The organism is Janthinobacterium sp. GW823-FHT06H09, from assembly GCF_058794735.1.
Genome location: NZ_JBXAHC010000007.1, coordinates 205,944 through 232,056, shown reverse-complemented (window position 1 = coordinate 232,056; position 26,113 = coordinate 205,944). Strand labels below are relative to the sequence as shown.

Here is a 26,113-nt window from a genome sequence, read left to right as displayed (position 1 = left end):
CTTAATTAAGCTTGACCGGCAGCAGCGGCAACGACGCTCTTGGCTGCATCTTCCATGGTGTCGGCTGCGATGATAGGCAGACCGGAATCGGCCAGCATCTTTTTGCCCAGGTCTTCGTTGGTGCCCTTCATGCGCACGACCAGCGGTACGTTCAGCGAGACAGCTTTCACTGCGGCGATGACGCCTTCAGCGATCACGTCGCAACGCATGATGCCGCCGAAAATGTTCACCAGGATGGCTTTCAGGCCTGGGTTTTTCAGCATGATCTTGAACGCTTCGGTCACTTTTTCTGCCGTGGCGCCGCCGCCGACGTCCAGGAAGTTGGCTGGCTCGCCGCCGAACAGTTTAATCGTGTCCATGGTGGCCATGGCCAGGCCGGCGCCATTCACCAGGCAACCGATGTTGCCGTCGAGCGAAATGTAAGCCAGGTCGAATTTCGACGCTTCGATTTCAGCTGGATCTTCTTCGTCCAGATCGCGCAGGGCGACGATTTCCGGATGACGGAACAGGGCGTTCGGGTCAAAGTTGAACTTGGCGTCCAGGGCGATGACCTTGCCGCTGCCGGTGACGATCAGCGGGTTGATTTCGGCCAGCGAGCAGTCGGTTTCCCAGTAGGCTTTGTACAGGCCTTGCAGGTTGGCGCGCGCGTCGGCGATGGAACCGGCAGGCACGCCGATCTTGGCGGCGATGTCGTCTGCCTGGGCATCGGTCAGGCCAACGCCCGGATCGATGGTGACGTGGTGGATCTTCTCAGGGTGGCTCTCGGCCACTTCTTCGATGTCCATGCCGCCTTCGGACGATGCCATCAGGACGATTTTCTGGGTAACGCGGTCGGTGACCAGCGAAACGTACAGTTCTTGCTTGATGTCGGCGCCCTCTTCCACCAGCAGGCGGTTGACTTTCTGGCCTTCGGCGCTGGTCTGGTGCGTGATCAGCTGCATGCCCATGATCTGGTCAGCGTATTCCTTGACCTGTTCCATCGATTTTGCCACTTTCACGCCGCCGCCCTTGCCGCGGCCACCTGCGTGGATCTGCGCCTTGACAACCCATACCGGGCCGCCCAGGGTTTCCGCAGCCTTGACGGCTTCTTCGACGGACATGCACGGAATACCGCGTGGTACCGTCACTCCGTGCTGCCGGAGGATTTCTTTGGCTTGATACTCATGGATTTTCATGCTGGCTTCCCTTCTGATACTGATGTGTAAAAATACGGTTAGTGGTGCAAAAAAACAGGAAATACAGCGCCGGGGTCACGCTTTGGCTACCCAGCGCGGGTAATACTGTGCAACCGCCCCGCCATCGGTGCGCAGGGCGTGGCATTTGTCGAGTTGAAACGGCTTTTCATGCGATAAGTCAGCATTCGCACCGTCACGGGTCGACCAGACATCGCCGGCAAATGCCTGAACCGTCGCAGTCGGCAAGACTTGCGCCAGTTCGGTCAAATGGGTACAGCCGGCGATTCCCGCCAGGCGCTGTTTCAAGTCGCGGCGGAAATTCTTCAATAAATTCAATCCGATCAGCGCCCTGTAAGCGGGGCCGATGGTATCGCAAAAACCGGGATAGGGCACGGCATCGGAGGCAGCTTCGGCCTCGACAATGGTCAGTGCGCGATCGACGGTAATGCGTAAATGGAGGTCATGCAGAGGGGCGCCGGCGGGACGGGGGCCGGAGGCCAGGGTCGCGTCATAGCTTTTGATATCGGTGATATGGGCGTCAATATCCCACAGGCCGTCGTCGCGCATATACGCTTGGACGTCGATAACGCGGGAGTGCCGTAGGGCGCGCCGGGATACGGGAGTTGACAGGGGCATAAGACCGATGCCGCTTGCGCGGCCATAATTAGTAAGCAGCCATGTGCCTAAAGCACTCTGTTCGCAGCTTCTACGAACAGCAACCGCACCTGCGGCGCCGCAAAAACCCTAAAAGTGTAGCACACAGGGCGCTAGTTGCGCCGCAACATAATTTTTTATTGCTTGTGCCGCCCGCCGCAAATCATTAACGAAAATCGCAAAATCAATGACGATCATTCACAATTCAAATAACTTGGCAGCAGGCTTGCCGGCACCGGCAGGCTGGCCGGCACCGTGCCTCAGTCAGTCACACCCAGTGCGCGTAAAACAGGCAAGATGCGCGCGGAAAAATACTGTGCCTGCGCCAACAATTCGGCCAGGTTTTCCTCTTCCGTCAACAAGGGCTGCCCATCCTTCGTCATCAGCTGCTTCAGGCGCAGCAGCAAGGGCCACGTCGTGCGCACCCAGTCTTGCGGCGTTGGACAACCTTGCAGTTTCGCCCACAGGAAGAGCTGTTGTAAATGCGATACAACCACGCCGCCGCCCGTCAGGGGGCTGGCGAGGATGTGCAAATCGGTTCTTGCCAGCGCCTGCTCCAGCAAGTGTGCATTCAGGCGCGCCGTCTGCGGCCGCGCAGCGGCGATGCCGGCCTCGTCCTGGACGGCAGACACGCTGCCCTTGCTGGCCAGTACCAGCATGATCTGCAGCAAGGCCGCCAGACTGGCTTCGCTGCCAGCCAGTTGCTGCTCCAGTTCGCCTATCGTGTACACGCGATGGTCAGCCATGGCGTCCAGCACGGGCGCATAGACGCGCTCGTCCATATCGGCGTCGCCCAGCACGCCATGCACGCTCAACACCACTTCGTCGCGGGGCACGGCCAGCATCACGCGCACGGCCCGCAAGGCACTGGCCTGGGCGAACGGCGTCAGCCTGCGTGCGCCCTTGACCCAGTAATCCCTGCGGAATTGCTCGTTGACGAGGAAGGAGCGCGTCGTCTCGCGAAAAATAGGATCGGGTATCTCGGCCAGGAACTGCTGGTGCTCAGCCGTCAGGTTCAGCATGTCGACCAGAGCGGTATAGTTGGCGGACGCGGCGAACTCGAGCTTGGCCTCGCCCAGCATGGCCGCGACGCTGGAAAAGGCCATAGGCTGCCAATCGGCATTGAAATACTCATGGGCAAGATAATGTCCATCCATCGCCTTGAGTTTTTCGAAGCGGTCCGCCAGTTGCGGGTTGGCATCCAGGTAGCGCGGTTGCGTGGCGATCATCCTGTCGACGAAATCGATGGCGCCAGCGACTCTGGCCAGCACGCCCTGGCCCGGGGCGCTCATGACGCGGCTATGTTCGGCCAGCAAGTCGCGCATCGGCATCATTGCGGCCCAGCCTGGCTGCGTGTTGTAGCTGATGAAGACGACACCGCCCACCTTCAGCTTGCGCCGCAGGAAGTCGACGATGAGCGCGCGATTTTCCGCCGAAACCCAGCTCCAGATCCCGTGCAGGCAGATAAAGTCGAAATCGGGCAAGTCGTCGCGGCAACAAAACTGCGCGAACGATTCATCCGTGAACTGCGCGCCAGCGTCGGCCGCGTTGGCCAGCTCCTGCGCAAAGGCGGCCTGGGACGGATTGAAATCATTGCCATGCCAGCGCGTGGCGGACGCCGCCGCATGGATGTTGGCGCTGATGCCCTGGCCAAAGCCCAGCTCGCAAGCCGTGCCGCTGGCCGGCAAGGCCAGGCCGGCGGCCAGCAAGGGCAGGCGCAGGCGCAGAGGGTTCAATTCTTCGTAATAGCCATAGGTATAGGCGATTTCGGCCACATAGCCGGCATTCCAGTTGCTCATCTTGCATCCTGTCACGATCAGTGGTGCTGCGCGCATCGCACAGCGTTCGAGCGCCAGCATACCCGATCGCGCGGCGTCACCATACTGGAATCAGACGACGTTTGAAAGCGCAGTTCTTGGCGGCACGGCGTGGCGGCCGGGCAGCCCTGGATGAGCTATTCCTCGTCGGGATCCAGCCCCTTCAAGGCCACCTGCACGGCGCGCTGCGAAAAGCCGCGCTGCATCAAAAAACGCATCTGCTTGTTGCGCTGCTCGGCATCCTGCGCCACCTGACCAAACTTGCGGCGCCACACCTCGCAGGCGCGCGCCACTTCCCCTTCGGCCAGGCCCGCCTTGAGTTCCTGCAACGCTTCTCCCCCGATGCCATGGCTTTGCAGTTCCGCCATGATGCGGCTGTTGCCGAAACGGGCCGAGCGGCGGTGGATCAGCGACTCGGAAAAGCGCTCCTGCGACAGCCAGTTGGCTTGTTCCAGGCTGTCGAGCAAGGCTTCCACGTCGTCGCCTTCCTGCGCATGGCGCTGCAGCTTGCGCCGCAATTCCATGCGGCTGTGTTCGCGCATCGACAGAAAGCGTAGCGCCCTGCCCTTCAGGCTTAGTTGTACTGCGGCCATACACCCACCTTGTCTTTCATTCCACGATCACATCACCCAAACACAATCGCCGCCCGGCGCAACAGCGCGGGACGGCGATCATGGTCACACCTTGCAACAAGCCATGCGTAGGTCGGATTAGGCCCCTTGGGCCGTAATCCGACAACATTGTTGACGTCTGATCCGACAACATTGTTGATGTCTGTGGTGCTGTCGGATTACGCGCGGCTTTGCCGCGCTAATCCGACCTACTCTGCCTTGGTTTCCGCAGCCTTGGCAGCCTTGTCGGCGGCCTTATCCGCTTTTTCCGGCTTTTCAGCGGCCAGCGGCGGCAGTTCGCGCACGCCCAGCGAAGCGCGGACCTTGTTTTCGATTTCGCGGGCCAGCGCCGGACGCTCTTGCAGGAAGGCACGGGCGTTGTCCTTGCCCTGGCCGATGCGTTCGCCGTTGTAGCTGTACCACGAACCGGATTTTTCCACGATCTTGGCATCCGAGCCCAGGTCCAGGATTTCGCCTTCGCGCGAGGTGCCGGCGCCGTACAGAATGTCGAAGTGCGCTTCCTTGAACGGCGGCGCGATCTTGTTCTTGACGACCTTGACCTTGGTTTCGTTGCCGATCACTTCATCGCCGGACTTGATCGAGCCGGTGCGGCGGATGTCCAGGCGCACGGAGGCGTAGAATTTCAGCGCATTGCCGCCCGTGGTCGTTTCAGGGCTACCGAACATCACGCCGATCTTCATGCGGATCTGGTTGATGAAGATGACCAGGGTATTCGTGCGGTTGATGGAACCGGTCAGCTTGCGCAGCGCTTGCGACATCAGGCGCGCCTGCAAACCTGGCAGGGAATCGCCCATGTCGCCTTCGATCTCGGCGCGTGGCGTCAGTGCGGCCACGGAGTCGATGACGACGAGGTCGACGCTGCCCGAACGCACGAGGGCGTCGCAGATTTCCAGTGCCTGCTCGCCCGTGTCCGGTTGCGAGATCAGCAATTCATGCAGGTTCACGCCCAGCTTTTGCGCGTAACCGACGTCGAGCGCGTGCTCGGCATCGATAAAGGCGCAAGTGCCGCCCAGTTTTTGCATTTCGGCGATGGTTTGCAGGGTCAGCGTGGTTTTACCCGACGATTCCGGACCGTAGATTTCCACCACGCGGCCGCGCGGCAAGCCGCCCACGCCCAGCGCGATATCGAGGCCGAGCGAACCGGTCGACACGACTTGCACTTCTTCGATCGGTGCGCTGGCATCCATGCGCATGACCGAACCTTTGCCAAACTGCTTCTCGATCTGCGCCAGTGCGGCGGCGAGCGCCTTGGCTTTTTCCGATGCGGGTACTACAGCTTTTTTATCGTCCATATGTTCTTTCAGCCGTTCTACAGTTGCGGATTCACGTGACGCATCTACGTGAACCGTGCAGCCTGCGATAGCGCCAGTGGGTTAAATTCTTTACACAGACAGTACTGTATAAAAAAACAGTGATCAATGCAAGCGGAACGTGGATTTGTTTTGAAACAGATCAATACAAGCCTGGTTTTTCACAAAAACTCGCCACCTTGCGGGAAATGAAACACAATACAAGCTTCTATGCCGCAAGCCGAGGAAGTCTCACCATGCGTATTTTACTTGCCGAAGATGACAGCGTACTGGCCGATGGCCTGACCCGTTCGCTGCGCCAGTCGGGCTATGCCATCGACTGCGTCAAAAATGGGCAGGAAGCCGATACGGCCCTGTCCACCCAGGAATTCGACCTGCTGATCCTCGACCTGGGCCTGCCGAAGATGTCCGGCCTGGAAGTGCTGCGCCGCCTGCGCGCGCGCGCCTCGCTGCTGCCCGTGCTGATCCTGACGGCCGCCGATTCCATCGAACAACGCGTGAATGGCCTCGACCTCGGTGCCGATGATTATATGGCCAAGCCGTTCGCCCTGTCGGAACTGGAGGCAAGAGTGCGCGCCCTGACGCGCCGCGGCGCCGGCGGCGGCGCCACCATCATCAAGCATGGTCCCCTCAGCTACGACCAGGTGGGGCGCAGCGCCTACATCAACGACCAGATGCTCGACCTGTCGGCGCGCGAACTGGGCTTGCTGGAAATCCTGCTGGGCCGCACCGGCCGCCTCGTCTCGAAAGAGCAGCTGGTCGACCACCTGTGCGAATGGGGCGAGGAAGTGTCGAACAACGCCATCGAAGTGTATGTGCACCGCCTGCGCAAGAAGATCGAGGTGGGCGGCGTGCGCATTGCCACCGTGCGCGGCCTTGGCTATTGCCTGGAAAAATACTCGGAAGCGGCGCGCCTGAACGCCGAAGCGGGCGAGTCGGCAGCCCCGGCCAGCGGGTCCGCCAGCAAGTGAAGGCGCGCGAGGCGCCAGCGGACGAGCCGGGCGACGACGACTGGTTCGAGCCGCCCACGACGGAGCAGGACGACACCATCGAGCATTCGCTGTTCGGCGAAATCCTCGACTGGATGCTGGCGCCCCTGCTGCTGCTGTGGCCGATGAGCATCGCCATCACCTATCTGGTGGCCAAGGGCATCGCCAATCAGCCGTTCGACCATGCGCTGGAAGACAGCGTCACCGTGCTGACGCAACAGGTCAAGCAGGCCGACGGCGCGCTGCTGCGCCGCGTGCCGGACAAGAACAGCAATAACAAGGGCCGCGACTTCCTGCGCGGCGACGACGTCGATACCCTGTATTACCTGGTGGTGGGTCCGCGCGGCGAATACCTCGACGGCGACCGCGACTTGCCGCCGCCGCAGGACCCCGACAAATACCGCAGCGGCATGGTGCTGTTTCGCAACGACACCATCCACGGCACGCCCGTGCGCGTGGCGTTCAGCTATCTCGATATTCCCGCCGGCAACGACGATGAACCGCACCGCGCGCTGGTGCAAGTGGCCGAGACGCTGGAAAAGCGCGCCCAGCTGGCCAATGAAATCATCAAGGGCGTGATTTTGCCGCAGTTCATCATCCTGCCCGTGATCCTGGCCCTGGTCTGGTTTGCCCTGGCGCGCGGCTTGTCGCCGCTGGCGCAATTGCAGGAACGCATACGCGCCCGGCCGCCCGACGATTTATCTCCCATCGAATCGGGCCAGGTGCCCGAGGAAATCACGCCGCTGGTTGGTTCGCTCAACGAGATGCTGGCGCGCCTGTCGCTGTCGATCGACATGCAGAAACGCTTCATCGCCGATGCGGCGCACCAGATGAAGACGCCGCTGGCCGGCATGCGCATGCAATCGGAGCTGGCCCTGCGCCAGACCGACCACGACGAGATTCACCGCTCGCTGCTGCAGCTGGCAAAAAGTTCGGAAGCGGCCACGCGCCTGGTCAACCAGCTGCTGGCCCTGGCACGCGCGGAAAACCAGCCGCAGGCGGGCACGGCGTTCGAGCCGATCGAACTGAGCGAACTGGCGCGCGGCGTGGTGCAGGACTGGGTGCAAGCCTCGTTTGCCCAGCATATCGACCTGGGCTTCGAACAGCCCGCGTATTCGATCATGATTTCCGGCAATGCCATGATGCTGCGCGAGCTGCTGAGCAATCTGATCGACAATGCCCTGCGCTACACGCCAGCTGGCGGCAGCGTCACGGTGCGCGTGCGCAGCACCCTGGAACTGGCCATCCTGGAAGTGGAAGATACGGGGCCCGGCATTGCGCCGGCAGAACGGGCCCACGTGTTCGAGCGCTTTTACCGCATTCTTGGCAGCAATGTCGACGGTAGCGGCCTGGGCCTGGCCATCGTGCGCGAGATTGCGCAGCAGCATGGCGCCGAAGTCGATATTTTTAACAATCCGCGCGCCACGTCACCGAAGCTGCCAGGCACCCTGCTGCGCCTGAGCATCGCCCTGCTGTTGCCGGAAGCGCCAGAAGAGGATGACATCACGTATGGATAAACCCAGCCTTTCCGCAACGCCGCTGCAGCCCGCGCGCGCGCCCAGCCCCGAGCTGCAGGCGCGCCGCGATGTGCACTGGAGCAAGACGCGGCGCCTGACGGCCATCCTGCTGCTGGTCTGGCTGCTGACGGGCTTCCTGACCGTGTTCTATGCGCGCGAGCTGTTGCACCTGAACCTGTTCGGCTGGCCCCTGCCCTTCTATATGGCGGCCCAGGGCGCCTCGCTCGTCTACCTGGCCATCATCGCCTTGTATGCCTGGCGCATGCGGCGCCTGGACCGGGAATTCCATGCCGAGGAGCAAGCATGAGCGGCCAGCGCAGCTTCTTTGCGCGCCTGTGCCGCTACTACCTGCTGTTTACCGCCGGTTTCGCCGCCTTCCTGCTGGCCCTGTCGGTGCTGGAACAGGAAGGCATGCCGCGCGCGTGGATCGGCTACCTGTTCATGCTCGTCACCATCACGCTGTACGCCACCATCGGCGTCATCAGCCGCACCTCGAACGTCACCGAATACTATGTGGCGGGGCGCCGGGTGCCGGCCATGTTCAACGGCATGGCCACGGCCGCCGACTGGATTTCGGCCGCCAGCTTCATCAGCCTGGCGGGCGGCCTGTACCTGAACGGCTTCGACGGCCTGGCCTTCATCATGGGCTGGACGGGCGGCTATTGCCTGGTGGCGCTATTGATCGCCCCCTACCTGCGCAAGTTCAGCCAATACACGATTCCCGATTTCCTCGCCGCCCGCTACGGCAGCGGCAGCGACAAGCGGGGCGCCAGCGTGCGCGTGGTGGCCGTGGCCGCCACCATCATCGTGTCGTTTACCTATGTCGTGGCGCAGATCTACGCCGTCGGCCTGATCGCCTCGCGCTTCACGGGCGTGGATTTTTCCGTCGGCATCTTCCTGGGGCTAGCCAGCATCCTCGTCTGCTCCTTTCTGGGCGGCATGCGCGCCATCACCTGGACGCAGGTGGCGCAGTACATCATCATCCTCGTCGCCTTTCTGATTCCCGCCATGTGGCTGTCGGTCAAGCATGCGGACAATCCCGTGCCGCAGATCGCCTACGGCAAGGTGCTGCCGCAACTGAGCGCGCGCGAACACGTGCTGGAAACGGACCCGAAAGAAAACGAAGTGCGCGCCATCTTCCGCCAGCGCGCGCAAAGCTACCAGGCGCGCATCGACGGCTTGCCCGGCTCCTGGGAGCAAGGCCGCCTGGCGGCCCAGCGCCAGCTCGACAGTTTGCGCCAGCGTAATACCTCGCTGTTCGACATCCGCAACGCGGAGCGCTACCTGATCGCCTATCCGAAGAGCCCCGACGAGGCACGCGTGCTGTGGCAGGCGATGCAGGCGCAAAACCAGAAACGCGCCGAGCCGATCATTCCGCACGCGCAGCCGTTTCCCGCCGCCGACCGGGAGCAATCCGATATCAAGCGCAACAATTTCCTGGCCCTCGTGTTTTGCATGATGCTGGGCACGGCCGCCCTGCCCCACATCCTCATGCGATCGTACACCACGCCGTCCGTGCACGAAACGCGCGTCTCCGTGTTCTGGACCCTGTTTTTCATCCTGTTGATCTATCTCACGATTCCCGCGCTGGCCGTGCTGGTCAAGTACGATATTTACTCGGCCCTGGTCGGCACGCAATACGCGAACCTGCCCACCTGGGTATCGTACTGGGCCAACGTGGACAAGCTCAGTCCCCTGATCAGCATCGTCGACGTCAACCGCGACGGCATCGTGCAACTGGCGGAAATTTCCATCGACGCCGACGTGCTGGTGCTGGCCACGCCCGAGATCGCCGGCCTGCCCTATGTGATTTCCGGCCTGGTGGCGGCCGGCGGCCTGGCCGCCGCCCTGTCGACGGCCGATGGCTTGCTGCTGGCCATCTCCAACGCCCTGTCGCACGACGTCTATTACAAGGTGGTCGATCCCAGCGCCTCGACGCAAAAGCGCGTGACGATTTCCAAATTGCTGCTGCTGGCCGTGGCCTTCATCGCCGCCTATGCGGCCTCGCAAAAGCCGGCCGACATTTTGTCGCTGGTGGGCGTGGCCTTCTCCCTGGCCGCCTCGACCCTGTTCCCGCCGCTGGTGCTCGGTGTCTTCTGGCAACGCGCCAATTACCAGGGCGCGCTGGCCGGCATGCTGACGGGCTTTGGCGTCTGCCTGTACTACATGCTGCATACGAGCACCATGCTGGGCGGCAATGCCAGCGGTCAATGGTTTCATATCGCGCCTATTTCCGCCGGCATCTTCGGCGTACCGGCCGGCCTGGCCGCCGCCATCCTGGTCAGCTGGCTGACGCCGGCACCGGGACGGCGCAGCAGGGGACTGGTCGAGCATATCCGGGCGCCGGAATGAATAGGCAGGCCGGCCCGCCAGATCAATTCCCCTTGCGGCATAGGGAAAAGACAGCGTCCCGCTAAAAAAGGAGTAGGCTGGAGGGCCGCTTTACTTACGAGGAGATCCCATGCCGTCTGGAAAAATTCTTGTTGCCCAGGGAGGCGGCCCCACCGCCGTCATCAACCAGTCGCTGGTGGGCGTGGTGCTCGAATCGCGGCGTTTTCAGCACGTCACGCGCGTGTATGGCGCCCTGCATGGCGTGCGCGGCATCATCAATGAAGAGTTCGTCGATCTGACGCAGGAAACCAGCCACAACCTGGAACTGGTGGCCGCCACGCCGTCCTCGGCGCTCGGTTCCACGCGCGACAAGCCCGACATTGCCTACTGCCAGCAAATCTTCGAAGTGCTGCGCGCGCACGAAATCGAGCACTTCTTTTACATCGGCGGCAACGACTCGTCCGACACGGTGCGCATCGTCAGCGAGGAAGCGCACAAGGCAGGCTATCCGCTGCGCTGCATCCACATCCCGAAAACCATCGACAACGACCTGGTGGGCAGCGACCACACGCCCGGCTTTCCCTCGGCCGCGCGCTTCGTCGCGCAAGCGTTCGCCGGCGCCAACCTCGACAACGCGGCCTTGCCCGGCGTCTACGTGGGCGTGGTGATGGGCCGCCACGCGGGCTTTTTGACGGCCGCCTCGGCGCTGGGCAAGAAGTTTCCCGACGATGGCCCGCACCTGATCTACCTGCCCGAGCGCGTCTTCGTGCTGGAAAATTTCCTTGCCGACGTGAAGGCCACCTATGAAAAGTATGGCCGCTGCGTGATCGCCGTGTCGGAAGGCATCCACGACGCCTCGGGCGAGCCGATTGCCAGCCTGCTGGCCAGGCAGGTGGGCAATGAAGTAGAGCGCGATGCGCACGGCAATGTGCAATTGTCAGGCACGGGCGCGCTGGCCGACCTGCTATGCGACGAAATCAAGGCCAAGCTGGGCATCAAGCGCGTGCGCGGCGATACCTTCGGCTATCTGCAGCGCTCCTTCATCGGCTGCGTTTCCGACGTCGACCAGCGCGAAGCCCGCGAAGTGGGAGAAAAGGCAGTGCAGTTCGCCATGTGGGGCGACCGCGACGGCTCTGTTGCCATCAAGCGCACGGGCTTTTATTCCGTCGATTACGAGCTGCTGCCGCTGACCGAGGTCGCGGGCAAGACACGGACCATGGAAGACGAGTTCATCAGCGCCAGCGGCACGGACGTGACCGATGCCTTCCGCCTGTATCTGCGTCCGCTGCTGGGCTCGGGCATGCCCGATGCGTTCCGCCTCAGGGCGGCCAAGGTGGCGAAGGTCCTGAAACCTTAAACACCTGACCAAACCTACTGCGCGTCGCGCGTCGCGGCCTGCGATGCTCACTGCCTCGGCGGCCCCGTGCCCAGCACAGCTGCGCGTCTCGGTCACGACTCACATCCGCTCGCTACGGTTTTGTTAGGTGTTGTGAACCGTTTCTGCCAGCAGCAACGGCCGCAGTTTCACGGCCGCCTCCTTGAGCTGCGGTACGTGTTGCAGCAGCTGCTCCACGGACTTTCTCGCCACAGGCGCGTGGCAGGCGACGGCCGCCACGATGCGCCCGTCCGCCGCGCAGATGGGCACGGCCACGGCCACCATGCCGTGCACGAATTCCTCGTCGTCGATGCCGATGCCCAGCCGCGCGATGCGCACGATCTCGCGCTCGAGCAGCACGGGATCGGTGATGCTTTTCGGCGTGCGCGCCTGCAGGTTTAGCATGGCCAGCAATGCGCGCCGCTCCAGCAAACTCATGTGCGCCAAAAACAGCTTGCCGCTGGCCGTGCAATGCATGGGCGCGCGCGTGCCCAGCACCAGGTGCAGGCGCAGCGGTTCCTGCGTTTCCACGCGGTCCACGTAGACGACGGCATTGCCCTCGGGAATGGCCAGATTGCACGTCTCGCCCGTGGCCGCCACCAGGCTGCCCAGGATGCTGCGGCTCACGCGGATCAGGGCATTGTTGCGCAAGGTCGCCAGCGCCAGGTTGGTCGATGCGGCACCCGGTACATAGCCGCGCCCCACGGGCGTGCGCAGCACATAGCCATGCTGTTCCAGGGTATCGAGCAGGCGCATCATGCTGGCCTTGGGCACCTGCATGCGCGCGGCCAGCTGCGACAAGGTCAGGGGCTGGCTGGCGCTGGCCAGGTGCTCGATCAGGCGCAGCACGCGCAAGCCGCGCGCCTCGTCGCCATGGCTGGCCGCCGCGCCGGCCCCAACCGCTCCACCCGCCGGGCTGTCTTCTTCGGCCTCGGCCTGCCGTTTTTGAAACGCATCATGCATGTTCTGTTTCACCTCTCGCGTATGCGGCGGTTTCCGCTTGTCCCGGTGCTGCACGTCTTTTATAAATGGAACCAGACGTTCCAAAAATAATCAATAAAGACCAGTGTATCGCAAAAAACGCCCGCCGAGGCAAGCTGATACCGCAACGCAGGAGACAAGCACCATGTTGCAAACACACTACGATTACATCGTCGTCGGCGCCGGTTCCGCCGGCTGCGTGCTGGCCAACCGCCTGTCGCACGACAGCAACCACCGGGTATTGCTGCTGGAAGCGGGCGGCAAGGACAACAATCCCTGGATACACGTGCCGGTCGGCTATTTCAAGACCATGCACGACCCGAAGCTGGACTGGTGCTACCGCACGGAAGCGGACGCCGGCATCGCCGGGCGCCAGTTGCAATGGCCGCGCGGCAAGGTCCTGGGCGGCTCCAGCTCGCTCAACGGCTTGCTGTACGTGCGCGGACAGAAAGAGGACTACGACCGCTGGGCCGAACTGGGCAACGCAGGCTGGAGCTATGCCGAGGTGCTGCCCTATTTTAAAAAATCGGAAGACCAGGAACGCGGCGCCAGCGATTACCACGGCGTGGGCGGCCCGTTAAAGGTGTCGGACCTGCGGCTGCGCCGCCCGATCGCCGAGCACTTCATCGCCGGCGCCACGGAAAGCGGCATCCCCTTCAATGCCGACTACAACGGCGCCACGCAGGAAGGCGTCGGCTACTTCCAGCAGACGGCCAGCAAGGGCCTGCGCTGGAGCACGGCCAAGGCCTTTCTGCGCCCAGCCCGCAAGCGCGCCAACCTGCGCGTGGAAGTGCGCGCGCAAATCACGCGCGTGCTGTTCGAGGGCAAGCGCGCCGTCGGCATCGAGTTCCGGCAGGATGGCCAGCTGCGCCAGGCGCGCGCCAGCGGCGAAGTGATTCTATGCGCGGGCGCCATCGGCTCGCCGCAAATCCTGCAATGCTCGGGCGTCGGGCCACGCACGCTGCTCGAGCAAGTGGGCGTGCCGCTCGTGCACGACTTGCCCGGCGTGGGACAGAACCTGCAAGACCATCTGCAGATCCGCCTCGTCTTCAAGACGCGCCTGAAAACCCTGAACGATGAAGTCAACAGCCTGTGGGGCAAGCTGTGGGTGGGCATGCAATATGTGTTTTCCCGCTCCGGCCCCCTCACTCTGGCAGCCAGCCAGGTGACGGTGTTTACCCGATCCTCGCCCGAGGTGGAGCGGCCCGACATTCAGTTCCACATGCAGCCGCTGAGCGCCGACAAGCCGGGCGAAGGCGCGCATCCGTTTTCCGCGTTTACGTCGTCCGTGTGCCAGCTGCGTCCGCACAGCCGCGGCCACGTGTCGATCAAGTCCGCCGATCCCCTCGCCTATCCGGGCATCTACCCGAACTACCTGTCCGACCCGCGCGACCAGCGGACGGCGATTGCCGCCCTGCGCGTGGCCCGAAAAATCGCCGCCGCGCCGTCGCTGGCGCCGCACATCATTTCAGAGTTCGTGCCCGGCCCGCAGTTCGAGACGGATGCGCAGCTGCTGGACGCGGCACGGCGTTTCAGCCAGTCGATCTACCACCCGAGCGGCACCTGCAAGATGGGCCACGACGCCATGGCCGTCGTCGACGACCGCCTGCGCGTGCACGGCATGCAGAACCTGCGCGTGGTCGACGCGTCGATCATGCCGGAAATCGTCTCGGGCAATACGAATGCGCCCACCATCATGATCGCCGAAAAAGCGGCCGACATGATTCTGGCGGACGCCGTGCGGCTGCCGCAGGCGGCCTGACCCACCCATTCCATTCCATTCCCGGCAAGGAGGATGTCAGCGGCGGGCAGACGGCCCCGCCTCCAATGACCCGGCGACAAGCCAGGCATCAAACACATAATCGATATCGATTGGAGACTAGATATGGACAACAATCCCAGCAATCCCAAAAAAGCCCAAGAGCTGCGGAAAGTCGTGATGGCCAGCGTGATCGGCGCCACCATCGAGTGGTACGACTTCTTTTTATACGGCGTCGTCGCCGGCATCGTGTTCAGCAAGCTGTATTTCCCGGGCGGCGATCCGCTCGTCTCGACCATGCTGGCCTACGGCACCTTCGCCGTGGGCTTTCTGTCGCGCCCCATCGGCGGCGTGATCTTCGGCCACTTCGGCGACAAGATCGGCCGCAAGAGCATGCTGGTGATGACCCTGATGATCATGGGCATCTCCACTTTCCTGATCGGCGTGCTGCCCACCTATGACCACATCGGCTACTGGGCGCCGGGCCTGCTGCTGTTCCTGCGCGTGCTGCAAGGCATCGGCCTCGGTGGCGAGTGGGGCGGCGCCGTGCTGATGGCGTACGAATATGCGCCACCAAAAGAGCGCGGCTTCTATGCCAGCCTGCCGCAGATCGGCCTGGCCATCGGCCTGTGCCTCGCCTCCGGCGTGGTGGCCATCCTGTCGTACAGCTTGAGCGACGCGCAATTCCTGTCCTGGGGCTGGCGCGTGGCCTTCATCCTGTCGGCGGCCCTCGTCTTCATCGGCATGTGGATACGCCTGAACGTGATGGAAACGCCCGAGTTCCAGGCCGTCAAGGAAAAGAACGCGGAGACGCAGATTCCATTCTTCGACCTCTTGAAACGCTATCCGGGGAATGTATTAAAAGGCATGGGCGCGCGCTATATCGACGGCGTGTTCTTCAATATCTTCGGCGTGTTTTCCATCACCTATCTGACCAACACCATCAAGATAGACCGCACGGAAGCGCTGATGGGCGTGATGGCGTCGGCCGTCGTGATGTGCTTCTGCATCCCCTTCTTCGGCCGCCTGTCGGACCGCATCGGCCGCAGCAAGGTGTTTTTCTGGGGCTCCCTGATCACGGGCGTGTCGGCCATCCCCGCCTTCTGGATCATGCTGCACCACGCCGGCAATCCGCTGCTGCTGTGGTGTTCCGTGATCATCCCGCTGGGCGTGCTGTATTCGGCCGTGTACGGCCCGGAGGCGGCCCTCTTCTGCGACCTGTTCGACGCCAGGGTGCGCTACACGGGCATCTCCTTCGTGTACCAGTTCTCCGGCATCTTCGCCAGCGGCCTGACGCCCATCATCGCCACCTACCTGCTCAAGACGGGCAATGGCGAGCCGTGGCACATCGTCGGCTACATCCTGTTCGCCTCCCTCGTCTCGGCCGTCAGCGTGGCCATGATCGGCAGGGGCGGCTCGCAGCCGGATGGCCGCATGAAGCCGGCGCACGCAAGGTAAGCTGGCAACAGGCGTAAAAAAGCAGGCTCTCGAAGAGGCCTGCTTTTCTGCATTGCCGTCTCAAAATAATCATGCACGCCACCACATTTACTGCAAGTCAATTCCCCATAACATATATTCACTCAAAAAACTTTCTTATTTTCACAGAAAGGATTTTTTATAAAAATAAGTCCATTTGACATTCATCAAACCACCAGCACCAGCAGGACCTACCATAACCTTCCGAATTTAATAACGCATGCCCCGGCAAAAAATAGACATTTCAGGCTCCCTGCCAATTAAAAATAATCATACGTAATTTTCTGGCGCAGAAAATAATTTAATAAGGAGAGATAATGAAAAAATGTCTATTAAAAATCAATAGCAGTGGCAGCGATGTTGTGGCCCTGCAATTGGCTCTGGCAGAACGGGGGTTCAATCCCGGTGCGCAAGATGGCATGTTCGGGCAAGCAACGGCCGCCGCCGTGGTCGCCTTCCAGGAAAGCGAAGGCTTGCTCATTGATGGCGAAGCTGGCCCCCGTACCTTGTCATTGCTTGACCTGTGCGACAACGATGACTTGCCTGACGTCAGGACACAAGTTTCGGTGCAAGTGGTGAGCCAGATGTTTCCCGATACGCGCATCGATAACATCAAGCGCTATCTGCCGCCTGTACTCGATGCATTGGGCAATCATGGCCTGGGAGACAAAATCATGGTATTGGCCGCGTTAGCCACAATCCGGGCAGAAACAGAGGCATTCCTGCCTGTCGATGAAGGCATTTCCAGATACAACACCTCTCCCTCTTCCAGACGGCCCTACGATTTGTATGACTATAAAAAGAGTCTGGGTAATCAGGGGCCTCCCGACGGGGACCGCTTTCATGGCCGTGGCTTCATCCAACTAACAGGTCGCGACAATTATGCGCGCTATGGAACGCGTTTGACACCATCACAAGATTTATTGAATGCCCCCGAGCGTGCGAATATGCCTGAATGTGCGGCCAATATTCTGGCGCTTTTTCTCTCGGATAAAAAAATAGAAATAAAACAAGCATTATTGCAACACAATTTTATTTTAGCCAGAAAGCAGGTTAATAACGGCAGCAATGGCCTGGAACGCTTTACGTCCGCATATTTAGTCGGAGAAAAACTTATCAATAACGGATTCCAATAACGAACAAGCGCTGGTATGCAATTTCACGAAAGGACGGGATCATGAACACAAGCATAGAAAAACTCATTTTTCTTGCGCGTAAAGAAAAAGGAGTGCGCGAAGGCCCCATCAATAACACCGGACAGCGGATCGAAGAGTTTCAGTCAGCGACTTGGATGATGCCGGGTGCCTGGCCTTGGTGTGCAGCCTTTACAGCCTGGCTCATGCGCGAATGGCTGCACGAAGAAAGCGTGCGTGACGCGTTGGGCATCGATTCCGTCAACGCTGCCGAAAAGTGGCGCTGCCGCGACGCCAGTGCATTTGGCTGGGAAAAGTGGGCGGCACAGAAAAACATCGAGCTATTACCAGAAACAGAAGCCGCCAGGGCCGGCGACTTCGTTGTCTACGACTTTTCGCATATTGGCTTGGTCATCAAGGATCAACCTTCTCAAGCTGGTGCGATCATGACAATTGAAGGCAATACCAACGGCAAAGGTGAGCGCGACAGCAATAGCGGGGATGGCGTATGGGAAAAAACACGCGCGCGGTCGCTGACAAAATCGTACATCCGCCTGTTTGCGTAACGCGAGCAGCTGCATAAAAAAAAGCAGGCACACTGTCGAGTGCCTGCTTTTTTTCTGCCAGTGTGAGGCAAGGCATGAATGCCTTGCCTCATATGCCCTCAGCGCCAGTAACGCTCAGATCACGATGGTCTGATGCTCATCGCCTACGCGGGCGCGGATGGTGCCGATGCGCGAGACGGTTTCGCCGGCCGCTTGCAGCTGGGCAATGGCGGCGTCGGCGTTTTCCTGCGCGACGATGACGGTCATGCCGATGCCGCAGTTGAAGACGCGGTGCATCTCGGCGTCAGCCACGCCGCCGTGCTGTTGCAGCCACGTGAACAGCGGCGGCATGGTCCATGCCTTCGAGTCCAGTTCGGCCACCAGGCCAGGCTGCAGCACGCGCGGGATGTTTTCCACCAGGCCGCCGCCGGTGATGTGCACCATGCCCTTCACTTCCATGGCGTCCATCAGCGCCAGCAACGGCTTGACGTAGATGCGCGTCGGCTGCATCAGCACGTCGGCGAGTTTACGGCCGTGGAAGTCGCCTTCCAGGTCCGGCTTCGCCACTTCGATGATCTTGCGCACCAGCGAGTAACCGTTCGAGTGCACGCCCGACGAGGCCAGGCCCAGCACCACGTCGCCCGGGGCGATCTTGGTGCCGTCGATGATTTTCGATTTTTCCACGGCGCCGACGGCAAAACCTGCCAGGTCGTATTCGCCGGCCGGGTACATGCTCGGCATTTCCGCCGTTTCGCCGCCGATCAGCGCGCAACCCGCCTGTTCGCAACCCTGGGCGATGCCCTTGATGACGTCGGTGGCGATGGCCACGTCCAGCTTGCCGCAAGCAAAATAATCGAGGAAGAACAGCGGTTCGGCGCCTTGCACGAGGATGTCGTTGACGCTCATGGCGACGAGGTCGATGCCGACCGTGTCGTGGCGGTTCAGTTCGAACGCCAGGCGCAATTTCGTGCCCACGCCGTCGGTGCCCGAAACCAGCACCGGTTCCTTGTACTTCTTGCTGATTTCAAACATGGCGCCAAAACCGCCCAGGCCGCCCATCACGCCTTCGCGCAGGGTGCGCTTGGCAAACGGCTTGATTGCTTCGACTAAAGCGTCGCCTGCGTCGATATCGACGCCAGCGTCACGGTAGGAAAGGGAAACATTAGAAGTCTGGTTCATGGTGTGGTGGCAGCGGAGGCGGTAAAATAGAAGGCGGATACCCGCCGGCACGCGCGCGCAAGCATGTTTTTCAACATCGTGCGGCAGGGCGCCAGCGGGTGAATTCGGTCGATCAAGACGCTATTTTATCAAACTGCCCCGCCATTTCGTAATTAACTGCCTTTTTTTAACGCAACAGCACAAACTACATGCCATTCGCCATCACCGCCGAACAGAAGCAAACAGCATTTTGGATCGCGGTCTGGCTGGCATTCTTGCTGCTGCTCGTCAGCCTGGGCCCCATCCTGACGCCCTTCTTGGCCGCCGCCATCCTCGCCTACGTGCTCAATCCCGGCGTGGACCGCTTGCAGCGCCTGCATTACCGGCGCTTTTACGTGCCCCGTCCGCTGGCCGTGCTGGTCGTCGTAGTGTTGTTTTTCCTCGCCATCACGGCGCTCGTGCTGATCGTCGTGCCCGTGTTGCAAAAGGAAATCCCGCTGCTGCAGGCGCAGATTCCGCAATTCCTCAGCAAGGCGAACGAGTTCCTGGCGCCGAAACTGCGCGACCTGGGCATCCGCGTGCGCCTGGACGGCACGGGCATCAAGCGCATGCTGAGCCAGCAGATGGCCACCAGCGGCGATGAAATCTGGAGCACCGTGCTGGCCTCGGCCCGCATCGGCGGCACGGCCGTGCTGGGCTGGCTGGCCACCGTCGTGCTCATTCCCGTGGTGCTGTTCTATCTGTTGCTGGACTGGCATCCGATGCTGGCGCGCATCGCCGGCGCCGTGCCGCGCCGCTGGGTCGGCCGCACGGTGGGCATGGCGCAGGAAGTCGACACCCTGCTGGCGCAATACCTGCGCGGCCAGTTGCTCGTCATGCTGGTGCTGGCCACGTATTACTCGGTGGCGCTGGCCATCGCCGGTTTTGAAGTCGCATTGCCTGTGGGCATCATCACGGGCTTGCTGGTATTCATCCCCTACCTGGGCTTCGGCCTGGGCCTGATGCTGGCGCTGATCGCCGCCCTGCTGCAGTTTGCCGACTGGAGCGGCGTCATCGCCGTGGCCGTCATCTATGGCTGCGGCCAGGTCATCGAGGGCTTTTTCCTCACGCCGCGCCTGGTGGGCGAGCGCATCGGCCTGAACCCGCTGGCCGTGATCTTCGCTCTATTGGCTTTCGGACAATTGTTCGGTTTCGTCGGCGTTTTGCTCGCTTTACCCGCTTCTGCCGTCCTGATGGTCGCTTTTAAGCATCTAAGACGCCACTACCTCTCCAGCAGCTTCTATAATACCTAGTAAAAGCGGATATCATATCAACCTAGCAATACCACGATGCACATGCAGTAATGAAAAACAGGACAAGGCGTACGCCATGAAACAACTGGTGCTCGATTTAGGCACAGACCAGGCGCACAGCCTCGATACCTTCGAGGTGGGACAGAATGCCGAAGTGGCGCAGCTGATGCGCCAGTTCGCCGCGCGCACGTCGCGCGAACATTTTGCCTACCTGTGGGGCGAACTGGCCGCCGGCAAGAGCCACCTGCTCAAGGCACTGGCCAGCACCGAGCGCGCGCGCTACATTTCGCCGTTCTCGATCGAGTCCGAATTCGTGTATTCGCCCGACGTGGACCTGTACCTGCTCGACGACTGCGAAAAGCTGTCGCCGCTGGCGCAGATCGACGCTTTTGCCCTGTTCAATGAAATCCGCGCCAACAAGGCGTTCATGGTGTGCAGCGGCGCCGTGCCGCCGGCCGTGCTGCCCGTGCGCGAAGACTTGCGCACGCGCATGGGCTGGGGCCTGATCTACCAGATCCACGGCTTGACGGACGATGAAAAAATCGCCGCCCTGACCCAGGCGGCCACCACCCGCGGCTTGACCTTGTCGCCGGGCGTGTTACCCTATCTGCTGTCCCATTTCCGGCGCGACATGCGTTCGCTGTCGACGATGCTGGACTCTCTCGACCTCTACTCCCTGGAAACCCAACGCCCGATCACCTTGCCATTGTTGCGCGAGTTGCTGCAGGCGGAAGCGAAAGAATGATGAATCTGGCCCTGTTTGACCTCGACCACACCCTGCTGCCCATCGACTCGGATCACGAGTGGGGCGAATTCCTGGTACGCATCGGTGCCGTGGACGCCGCCGAATTCACCCGCCGCAACGACGAATTTTTCGCGCAATACCAGGCCGGCACGCTCGATCCGGTGGAGTACCTGGAATTCTCGCTCGGCACCCTGGCGCAATTCCCGCGCGAACGCCTCGAAGCGCTGCACCGCCAGTTCATGGCCGAAGTGGTCTTGCCGGCCATCCGCCCGGAAGTCGTTGCCCTGCTGAAACAGCACCAGGACGCGGGCGACCTGCTGGCCATCGTCACGGCCACCAACCATTTCATCACCAAACCCATCGCCGATGCGCTCGGCGTCGAGCACCTGCTGGCTGCTATGCCCGAATATGACGACGCAGGCAATGTCACGGGCAAGCTGCTGGGCACGCCGACCCTGGGCGCGGGCAAGCTGACCCACACCCACGCCTGGCTGGAAAAGATGGGCAAGGAACTGGGGCAGTTCGAGCGCAGCTATTTTTACAGCGATTCGCACAACGATATTCCCTTGCTGTCGGTCGTGACCCACCCGGTCGCGACCAATCCCAACACCGCTTTGAGCGCACACGCATCCCTCCACGGCTGGCCATCACTCCACTTATTCAATGATTAAAAAATTCATCCGCAAGATCCTCGGCGTTAAAAAAGAGGCAGCGCGCGACACCACGGCACCCATCGTGCTCGGTCCTGCGCAACACGGAATCGATCCGAAACTGGTATCGTCGAATGCCATCCGCGTCACCAGCAGCCTGCAGGAAGCGGGCTTCGAGGCCTTTGTCGTCGGCGGCGCCGTGCGCGACCTGCTGCTGGGCGTCAAACCCAAAGACTTCGACATCGCCACCAACGCCACGCCGGAACAGGTCAAGCGCTTGTTCCGCCGCGCCTTCATCATCGGCAAGCGCTTCCAGATCGTGCACGTGATGTTCGGCCAGGATTTGCTGGAAGTGACGACTTTCCGCGGCGCCGGCGCCGATTCCGCGCCCAAGGATGAACATGGCCGCGTCCTGCGCGACAACACCTTCGGTTTGCAGCACGAAGACGCGCTGCGCCGCGACTTCACCATCAACGCCATGTACTACAACCCGGCCACGCAGGAAGTGCTCGATTACCACGGCGGCGTGGAAGACATCCGCGCCAAGACCTTGCGCATGATCGGCAAGCCGGAAGAGCGCTATCGCGAAGACCCCGTGCGCATGCTGCGCGTGGTGCGCTTCGCCGCCAAGCTGAAATTCACCATCGAGCCGCACACGGCCGCGCCGATTCCCGTCATGGCACCGCTGATCAACAACGTGCCGGCGCCGCGCGTATTTGACGAAATGCTGAAACTGCTGATGAGCGGCCACGCGCTGGCCTGCCTGCAGCAGCTGCGCAAGGAAGGCTTGCATCACGGCCTGCTGCCGCTGCTCGACGTGGTGCTGGAACAGCCGCTGGGCGCGAAATTCGTCACCCTAGCGCTGGACGCCACGGACCAGCGCATCGCCGCCGGCAAGACCGTCTCGCCGGGCTTCCTGTTTGCCTCGCTGCTGTGGCACCAGGTGCTGGAAAAATGGACGGCCTACCGCGCCGCCGGCGAGTCGACCATCCCCGCGCTGCACCTGGCGGCCGACGACGTGCTCGATTCGCAGACGGAAAAACTGGCCTTGCAGCGCAAGATCGGTTCCGACATGCGCGACATCTGGTCGATGCAGCCCCGCTTCGAGCGCCGGGTCGGCAAGGCGCCGTACAAACTGCTCGAGCACCTGCGCTTCCGCGCCGGCTACGACTTCCTGCTGCTGCGCTGCGCCTCGGGCGAGATCGACGCGGACATCGGCGAATGGTGGACGGCCTTTTATGAAGGCGACGAGGAAACGCGCGAAGCGCTGCTCGTCAGCGCCAATGCCGCGCCGGGCGCCGTCAAGAAGAAGCGCCCGCCGCGCCGCAGCACGCGCAGCAAGACGGGCACAGGCGGAGGAAGCACCACCACCGGCAGCAGCAGCGGCGAATAATGTCAGTAATCGCTTACATCGGCATCGGCGCGAACCTGGGCGACGCGCGCGCGAATGTGCAGGAGGCGATCGCGCGCCTGGCGCGCCTGCCCGGCGCCAGCTTGCTGGACGCCTCGGCAAGCTACCGCACGGCACCCATCGATTCCAGCGGCGACGACTACATCAACGCCGTGGCGCGCATCGAGACCACCCTGCCGGCGGAGGAACTGCTGCTGGCCCTGCACGCCATCGAGGCGGAGCACGGGCGCGAACGGCCCTACCGCAACGCCCCGCGCACCCTGGACCTGGACTTGCTGCTGTACGGCGATGCACAGATCGCCAGCGCCACCCTGACGGTACCGCATCCGCGCCTCACCGAGCGCGCCTTCGTGCTGGTGCCGCTGCTGGCCCTGGCGCCGGCCATCGCCGTGCCCGGCCTCGGCCCGGCGCAAGGCTACCTGGCGGGCGTGGCGGACCAGGCCATCAGCCAGCTCTGAGCGCCACGCGGCATTGCTCTACAATGCCGCCCCTGCACGCCGCCCTATAAAGTACTACACTAGCGGCGTCGCAATAGCATCACCCCCCTTTCACTCTAGAGAATACCTATGTCCGCTTATTTGCAAGGAACAGATCTGGCCGCAAAAGACAAGGCCGCCACACCGGCGCCGGCGCCATCCAAGCCTGTCGCCAACAAGGCCGTGACCATCCATACCCTGGCCACGTTGCGCGCCGCCGGCGAAAAGATCTCCATGCTGACCTGCTATGACGCCAGCTTCGCGTCGCTGATGGACCGCTGCGGCGTGGAGATCCTGCTGATCGGCGATTCGCTCGGCATGGTCTGCAACGGCCTGAACTCCACCCTGCCCGTCACCGTGGCCGAACTGGCCTACCACACGGCGTCCGTGGCGCGCGGCAGCAAGTCGGCCATGATCCTGTCCGACCTGCCGTTCGGCGCGTACGGCACGCCTGAAACGGCTTACGCCAACGCCGTCATCCTGATGCAGGCGGGCGCGCACATGATCAAGATCGAAGGCGGCGCCTGGCTGGCCGAGACCGTCCGTTTCCTCACCGAGCGCGGCATCCCCATCTGCGCCCACATCGGCCTGACGCCGCAATTCGTGCACCAGCTGGGCGGCTATAAGGTGCAGGGCAAGAGCACGGAAAGCGCCGCCGAGCTGAAAAACGATGCGCTGGTGCTGCAAAACGCGGGCGCCGCCATCGTGCTGATGGAAGCCATGCCGTCGCAGCTGGGCAAGGAAGTGACCGACATGCTGACGATTCCCACGATCGGCATCGGCGCCGGCCCAGACTGCTCGGGCCAGGTCCTCGTCATGCACGACATGCTGGGTGTCTTCCCAGGCCGCAAGGCGCGCTTCGTGCGCAACTTCATGGAAGGCGCGGCCAGCATCGACGACGCCGTCACCGGCTACGTCAAAGCCGTCAAGGATGGCAGCTTCCCGGCGCTGGAACACTGCTTCTGATCTAGTCTATTGAGGCGATATCGCCCCGGTACTCGCCGGGGCGATTTTTTTTTCGCGTAGCGTTTCTGTCCGTACAAAGGCCACCTCCAGGCCAAAGAATTGCCCGATACGGTTCAGCGTCTGGATGGTCGGGTTGCCCTTGCCGCTCTCGATCTCCTTGATAACCTTCGTGCTCACGCCCCGATGCGTCGCAAACTCTGCCTGCGTCATGCGCGAGATGGCGCGCATTTCCTTGACGGCATGCTGTAGCGTGACGGCTCCTGCTTCAATGGCTTCGTAAAGCACTGCCCTGCGCTGCCGCAACTCTTCCTTGTCAACGGTCTTCTTTGTACGCGCCATGTCAGTGCTCTCCCAATGCCTTGAGCTGTTCGATCTGCCCGGCGATATGTGGCCGGAGGAAAGCAATGATGTCATCATCCACGCCAGCCTCCCGCATATGCTGTTCCAGCGCAACCAGGTGCTGGGAAAATCCGTATAGCGCGAGGCGGATCTGCTGGCGCTCCACGTCCGGCATGCCGATCGTGGCCAGTATCGTCGTCCAGTCATGCAGCTCGTTTTTGGTATCCGGGTGATACCAGCGCGCCGCGCGTGGTATGCCATCCGGGTCCAGGTACATCGGTGCAAAATCGAACAGCGGCGTGAGGCGCACCTCGGCACCAATTTGCTGCACCGCCGTATTGCGTGCGTGATTATCGGTATTGCGCATGGCCAGGTTCAAGATATCGCGTTTGAGAAATTCGATGGTTTCCGCAGTCTTGTCGCTGACGACGGCGCGCAGCGCCTGCAATAGGTCGAACTGGCTGGGCGTGGCTTCAAAGCCAACGATACCTGCCAGCGAAGCGGCGCTTTCCTGATGCAGTCGCAGCACTTTTCCATCGAGGATGCGGCGGTCAAAACGGGGAATGAACAAGGTATCGTCCTGGTAGCGCAACTGGCCTTCGGTGCGCAAGCCCACCGCGCGCGCCACAGTCATGTATGCGGCCTCATTCCGCAATACCTTGGCGTCGCTGGCGGTCTTTCCGCGCGGACGCTTGACGATGAAATGGGCAGCCGCGTCCTGGTCCGCCAAGGCTCCATCGGCATGCCAGAGACCGGCATGGTCAGTGGTCAGCAGATATTTCGGCGCCGCTCCTTGCACCCCCAGACTGCCGGCGGCCAGCATGCCATGCATCAGCATGCGCTCATTGAAGGCATCGCCGCGACCTATGATCTCGTCCAGTGAAAAGCCGGTCAGCGGCTTGCCCTGGTCATGGCGATGCATATGTTGTGCGTAGTACTGCACGGCCTCGGCGATGCGCACGCGCCCGACGGGATTGAACGCGCCGGCGCACATCAGCGGAAAATCGGCAGCCGGACCATCGGCCAGTTGCAGCTGCCCAAGCAGATATGTCCGTCCGCTTCCCTGGGGAATCAGGTCAAAGATAAAGGCTGGCCATTGCGCCAGCTTCTGCATCTCTGCCGTGACGGGAAAACGCAGCGAGACAGGCCCACTCTCAAGCTTGAAGAAGGCATAATCGAGGTCATACTCGAACAGGGCAGCGGTACGTGGATTGCCGCCTGCAGGCTCAAGCAAAGTCAGCGATGCGCAATCGTGCCACGCATCATCATGAAAAATTTGAAAATGGCATTGCATGGCCGCTCCAATTGGATCTTATAGTAGCTAATTGTGTTCAGTTTATCCTTAAATTAGCACTTATACGATCCAAATTTTAGCAAGTGCA

24 protein-coding genes are annotated in these 26,113 nt (G+C 61.8%); 15 read left to right on the top strand and 9 right to left on the bottom strand.

Annotated features, from left to right (window positions below; translation table 11 throughout):
* Positions 1 to 5: 5 nt before the first annotated feature.
* The 5 genes from sucC to recA all read right to left on the bottom strand — a co-directional run bounded on the left by sucC (position 6) and on the right by recA (position 5,570).
* The gene (gene sucC, locus AC1Q6X_RS14070; RefSeq protein ID WP_070220383.1) at positions 6 to 1,175 is read right to left on the bottom strand and encodes an ADP-forming succinate--CoA ligase subunit beta; all 1,170 of its coding nucleotides are present in this window, start codon (positions 1,173 to 1,175) and stop codon (positions 6 to 8) included.
* Positions 1,176 to 1,250: 75 nt separating this feature from the next.
* Entirely contained in the window at positions 1,251 to 1,811 is a 561-nt protein-coding gene (locus AC1Q6X_RS14065) for a DUF2889 domain-containing protein (protein ID WP_070220385.1), read from the bottom strand.
* A gap of 278 nt (positions 1,812 to 2,089) precedes the next feature.
* Entirely contained in the window at positions 2,090 to 3,628 is a 1,539-nt protein-coding gene (locus AC1Q6X_RS14060; protein WP_492497614.1) for a methyltransferase regulatory domain-containing protein, read from the bottom strand.
* Between the two features lie 155 nt (positions 3,629 to 3,783).
* Positions 3,784 to 4,239 (bottom strand): recombination regulator RecX, encoded by a 456-nt coding sequence (gene recX, locus AC1Q6X_RS14055; protein ID WP_034788658.1) that lies wholly within the window; start codon positions 4,237 to 4,239, stop codon positions 3,784 to 3,786.
* 227 nt (positions 4,240 to 4,466) lie between these two features.
* Positions 4,467 to 5,570: a recombinase RecA gene (recA, locus tag AC1Q6X_RS14050; RefSeq protein WP_070220389.1), complete on the bottom strand. Its 1,104-nt coding sequence runs from the start codon at positions 5,568 to 5,570 to the stop codon at positions 4,467 to 4,469.
* A 254-nt stretch (positions 5,571 to 5,824) separates the two neighbouring features.
* Between recA and AC1Q6X_RS14045 the strand changes: the two genes are divergently transcribed.
* From AC1Q6X_RS14045 to AC1Q6X_RS14025, 5 genes are all read left to right on the top strand, one after another.
* Positions 5,825 to 6,559, top strand: a complete 735-nt coding sequence (locus AC1Q6X_RS14045) for a response regulator (RefSeq protein WP_070220391.1) — start codon at positions 5,825 to 5,827, stop codon at positions 6,557 to 6,559.
* Positions 6,556 to 8,094 (top strand): sensor histidine kinase, encoded by a 1,539-nt coding sequence (locus tag AC1Q6X_RS14040; protein WP_070311679.1) that lies wholly within the window; start codon positions 6,556 to 6,558, stop codon positions 8,092 to 8,094. Before AC1Q6X_RS14045 ends, AC1Q6X_RS14040 begins: the two co-directional genes overlap by 4 nt.
* A complete protein-coding gene (locus tag AC1Q6X_RS14035) occupies positions 8,087 to 8,401 on the top strand; it encodes a DUF4212 domain-containing protein (protein WP_492497613.1) in 315 nt (104 codons plus the stop codon). Before AC1Q6X_RS14040 ends, AC1Q6X_RS14035 begins: the two co-directional genes overlap by 8 nt.
* Positions 8,398 to 10,446 (top strand): sodium:solute symporter family protein, encoded by a 2,049-nt coding sequence (locus AC1Q6X_RS14030; protein WP_492497612.1) that lies wholly within the window; start codon positions 8,398 to 8,400, stop codon positions 10,444 to 10,446. The genes AC1Q6X_RS14035 and AC1Q6X_RS14030 overlap by 4 nt, the downstream gene beginning before the upstream one ends.
* A gap of 109 nt (positions 10,447 to 10,555) precedes the next feature.
* Positions 10,556 to 11,782: a 6-phosphofructokinase gene (locus AC1Q6X_RS14025; protein WP_070220397.1), complete on the top strand. Its 1,227-nt coding sequence runs from the start codon at positions 10,556 to 10,558 to the stop codon at positions 11,780 to 11,782.
* Between the two features lie 123 nt (positions 11,783 to 11,905).
* Here the strand turns inward: AC1Q6X_RS14025 and AC1Q6X_RS14020 are convergent, their stop codons facing one another.
* Entirely contained in the window at positions 11,906 to 12,763 is an 858-nt protein-coding gene (locus tag AC1Q6X_RS14020) for an IclR family transcriptional regulator (protein WP_492497611.1), read from the bottom strand.
* A gap of 163 nt (positions 12,764 to 12,926) precedes the next feature.
* On the opposite strand from AC1Q6X_RS14020, the gene AC1Q6X_RS14015 reads away from it, so the two are divergent.
* The 4 genes from AC1Q6X_RS14015 (at position 12,927) to AC1Q6X_RS14000 (ending at position 17,715) form a co-directional block, all read left to right on the top strand.
* The gene (locus tag AC1Q6X_RS14015) at positions 12,927 to 14,543 is read left to right on the top strand and encodes a GMC family oxidoreductase (RefSeq protein WP_492497610.1); all 1,617 of its coding nucleotides are present in this window, start codon (positions 12,927 to 12,929) and stop codon (positions 14,541 to 14,543) included.
* A 123-nt stretch (positions 14,544 to 14,666) separates the two neighbouring features.
* The gene (locus AC1Q6X_RS14010) at positions 14,667 to 15,998 is read left to right on the top strand and encodes an MFS transporter (RefSeq protein ID WP_492497609.1); all 1,332 of its coding nucleotides are present in this window, start codon (positions 14,667 to 14,669) and stop codon (positions 15,996 to 15,998) included.
* Positions 15,999 to 16,333: 335 nt separating this feature from the next.
* Complete coding sequence (locus AC1Q6X_RS14005) at positions 16,334 to 17,152, top strand: peptidoglycan-binding protein (protein ID WP_070290901.1); 819 nt, start codon at positions 16,334 to 16,336, stop codon at positions 17,150 to 17,152.
* Positions 17,153 to 17,193: 41 nt separating this feature from the next.
* Positions 17,194 to 17,715, top strand: a complete 522-nt coding sequence (locus AC1Q6X_RS14000) for a CHAP domain-containing protein (RefSeq protein ID WP_139143080.1) — start codon at positions 17,194 to 17,196, stop codon at positions 17,713 to 17,715.
* Between the two features lie 114 nt (positions 17,716 to 17,829).
* Here AC1Q6X_RS14000 and purM read toward each other — a convergent pair whose 3' ends face one another.
* Positions 17,830 to 18,873 (bottom strand): phosphoribosylformylglycinamidine cyclo-ligase, encoded by a 1,044-nt coding sequence (gene purM / locus AC1Q6X_RS13995; RefSeq protein WP_070220403.1) that lies wholly within the window; start codon positions 18,871 to 18,873, stop codon positions 17,830 to 17,832.
* Between the two features lie 188 nt (positions 18,874 to 19,061).
* On the opposite strand from purM, the gene AC1Q6X_RS13990 reads away from it, so the two are divergent.
* From AC1Q6X_RS13990 to panB, 6 genes are all read left to right on the top strand, one after another.
* Positions 19,062 to 20,144 (top strand): AI-2E family transporter, encoded by a 1,083-nt coding sequence (locus tag AC1Q6X_RS13990; protein ID WP_326458754.1) that lies wholly within the window; start codon positions 19,062 to 19,064, stop codon positions 20,142 to 20,144.
* Positions 20,145 to 20,220: 76 nt separating this feature from the next.
* Entirely contained in the window at positions 20,221 to 20,889 is a 669-nt protein-coding gene (gene hda, locus AC1Q6X_RS13985; RefSeq protein ID WP_058048421.1) for a DnaA regulatory inactivator Hda, read from the top strand.
* Positions 20,889 to 21,560, top strand: coding sequence for a histidinol-phosphatase (locus AC1Q6X_RS13980; RefSeq protein WP_070220747.1), 672 nt, complete (start codon positions 20,889 to 20,891; stop codon positions 21,558 to 21,560). The genes hda and AC1Q6X_RS13980 overlap by 1 nt, the downstream gene beginning before the upstream one ends.
* Positions 21,553 to 22,932 (top strand): polynucleotide adenylyltransferase PcnB, encoded by a 1,380-nt coding sequence (gene pcnB, locus AC1Q6X_RS13975; protein WP_230501830.1) that lies wholly within the window; start codon positions 21,553 to 21,555, stop codon positions 22,930 to 22,932. Before AC1Q6X_RS13980 ends, pcnB begins: the two co-directional genes overlap by 8 nt.
* Positions 22,932 to 23,408 (top strand): 2-amino-4-hydroxy-6-hydroxymethyldihydropteridine diphosphokinase, encoded by a 477-nt coding sequence (gene folK, locus AC1Q6X_RS13970; protein WP_492497608.1) that lies wholly within the window; start codon positions 22,932 to 22,934, stop codon positions 23,406 to 23,408. Before pcnB ends, folK begins: the two co-directional genes overlap by 1 nt.
* Before the next feature lie 108 nt (positions 23,409 to 23,516).
* Complete coding sequence (gene panB / locus AC1Q6X_RS13965) at positions 23,517 to 24,392, top strand: 3-methyl-2-oxobutanoate hydroxymethyltransferase (RefSeq protein WP_175445216.1); 876 nt, start codon at positions 23,517 to 23,519, stop codon at positions 24,390 to 24,392.
* 6 nt (positions 24,393 to 24,398) lie between these two features.
* On the opposite strand, the gene AC1Q6X_RS13960 is transcribed toward panB, so the two are convergent.
* Both AC1Q6X_RS13960 and AC1Q6X_RS13955 read right to left on the bottom strand, forming a co-directional pair.
* Entirely contained in the window at positions 24,399 to 24,731 is a 333-nt protein-coding gene (locus AC1Q6X_RS13960; RefSeq protein WP_034746036.1) for a helix-turn-helix transcriptional regulator, read from the bottom strand.
* Between the two features lies 1 nt (position 24,732).
* Positions 24,733 to 26,025, bottom strand: a complete 1,293-nt coding sequence (locus tag AC1Q6X_RS13955; RefSeq protein WP_492497607.1) for a type II toxin-antitoxin system HipA family toxin — start codon at positions 26,023 to 26,025, stop codon at positions 24,733 to 24,735.
* Positions 26,026 to 26,113: the final 88 nt, after the last annotated feature.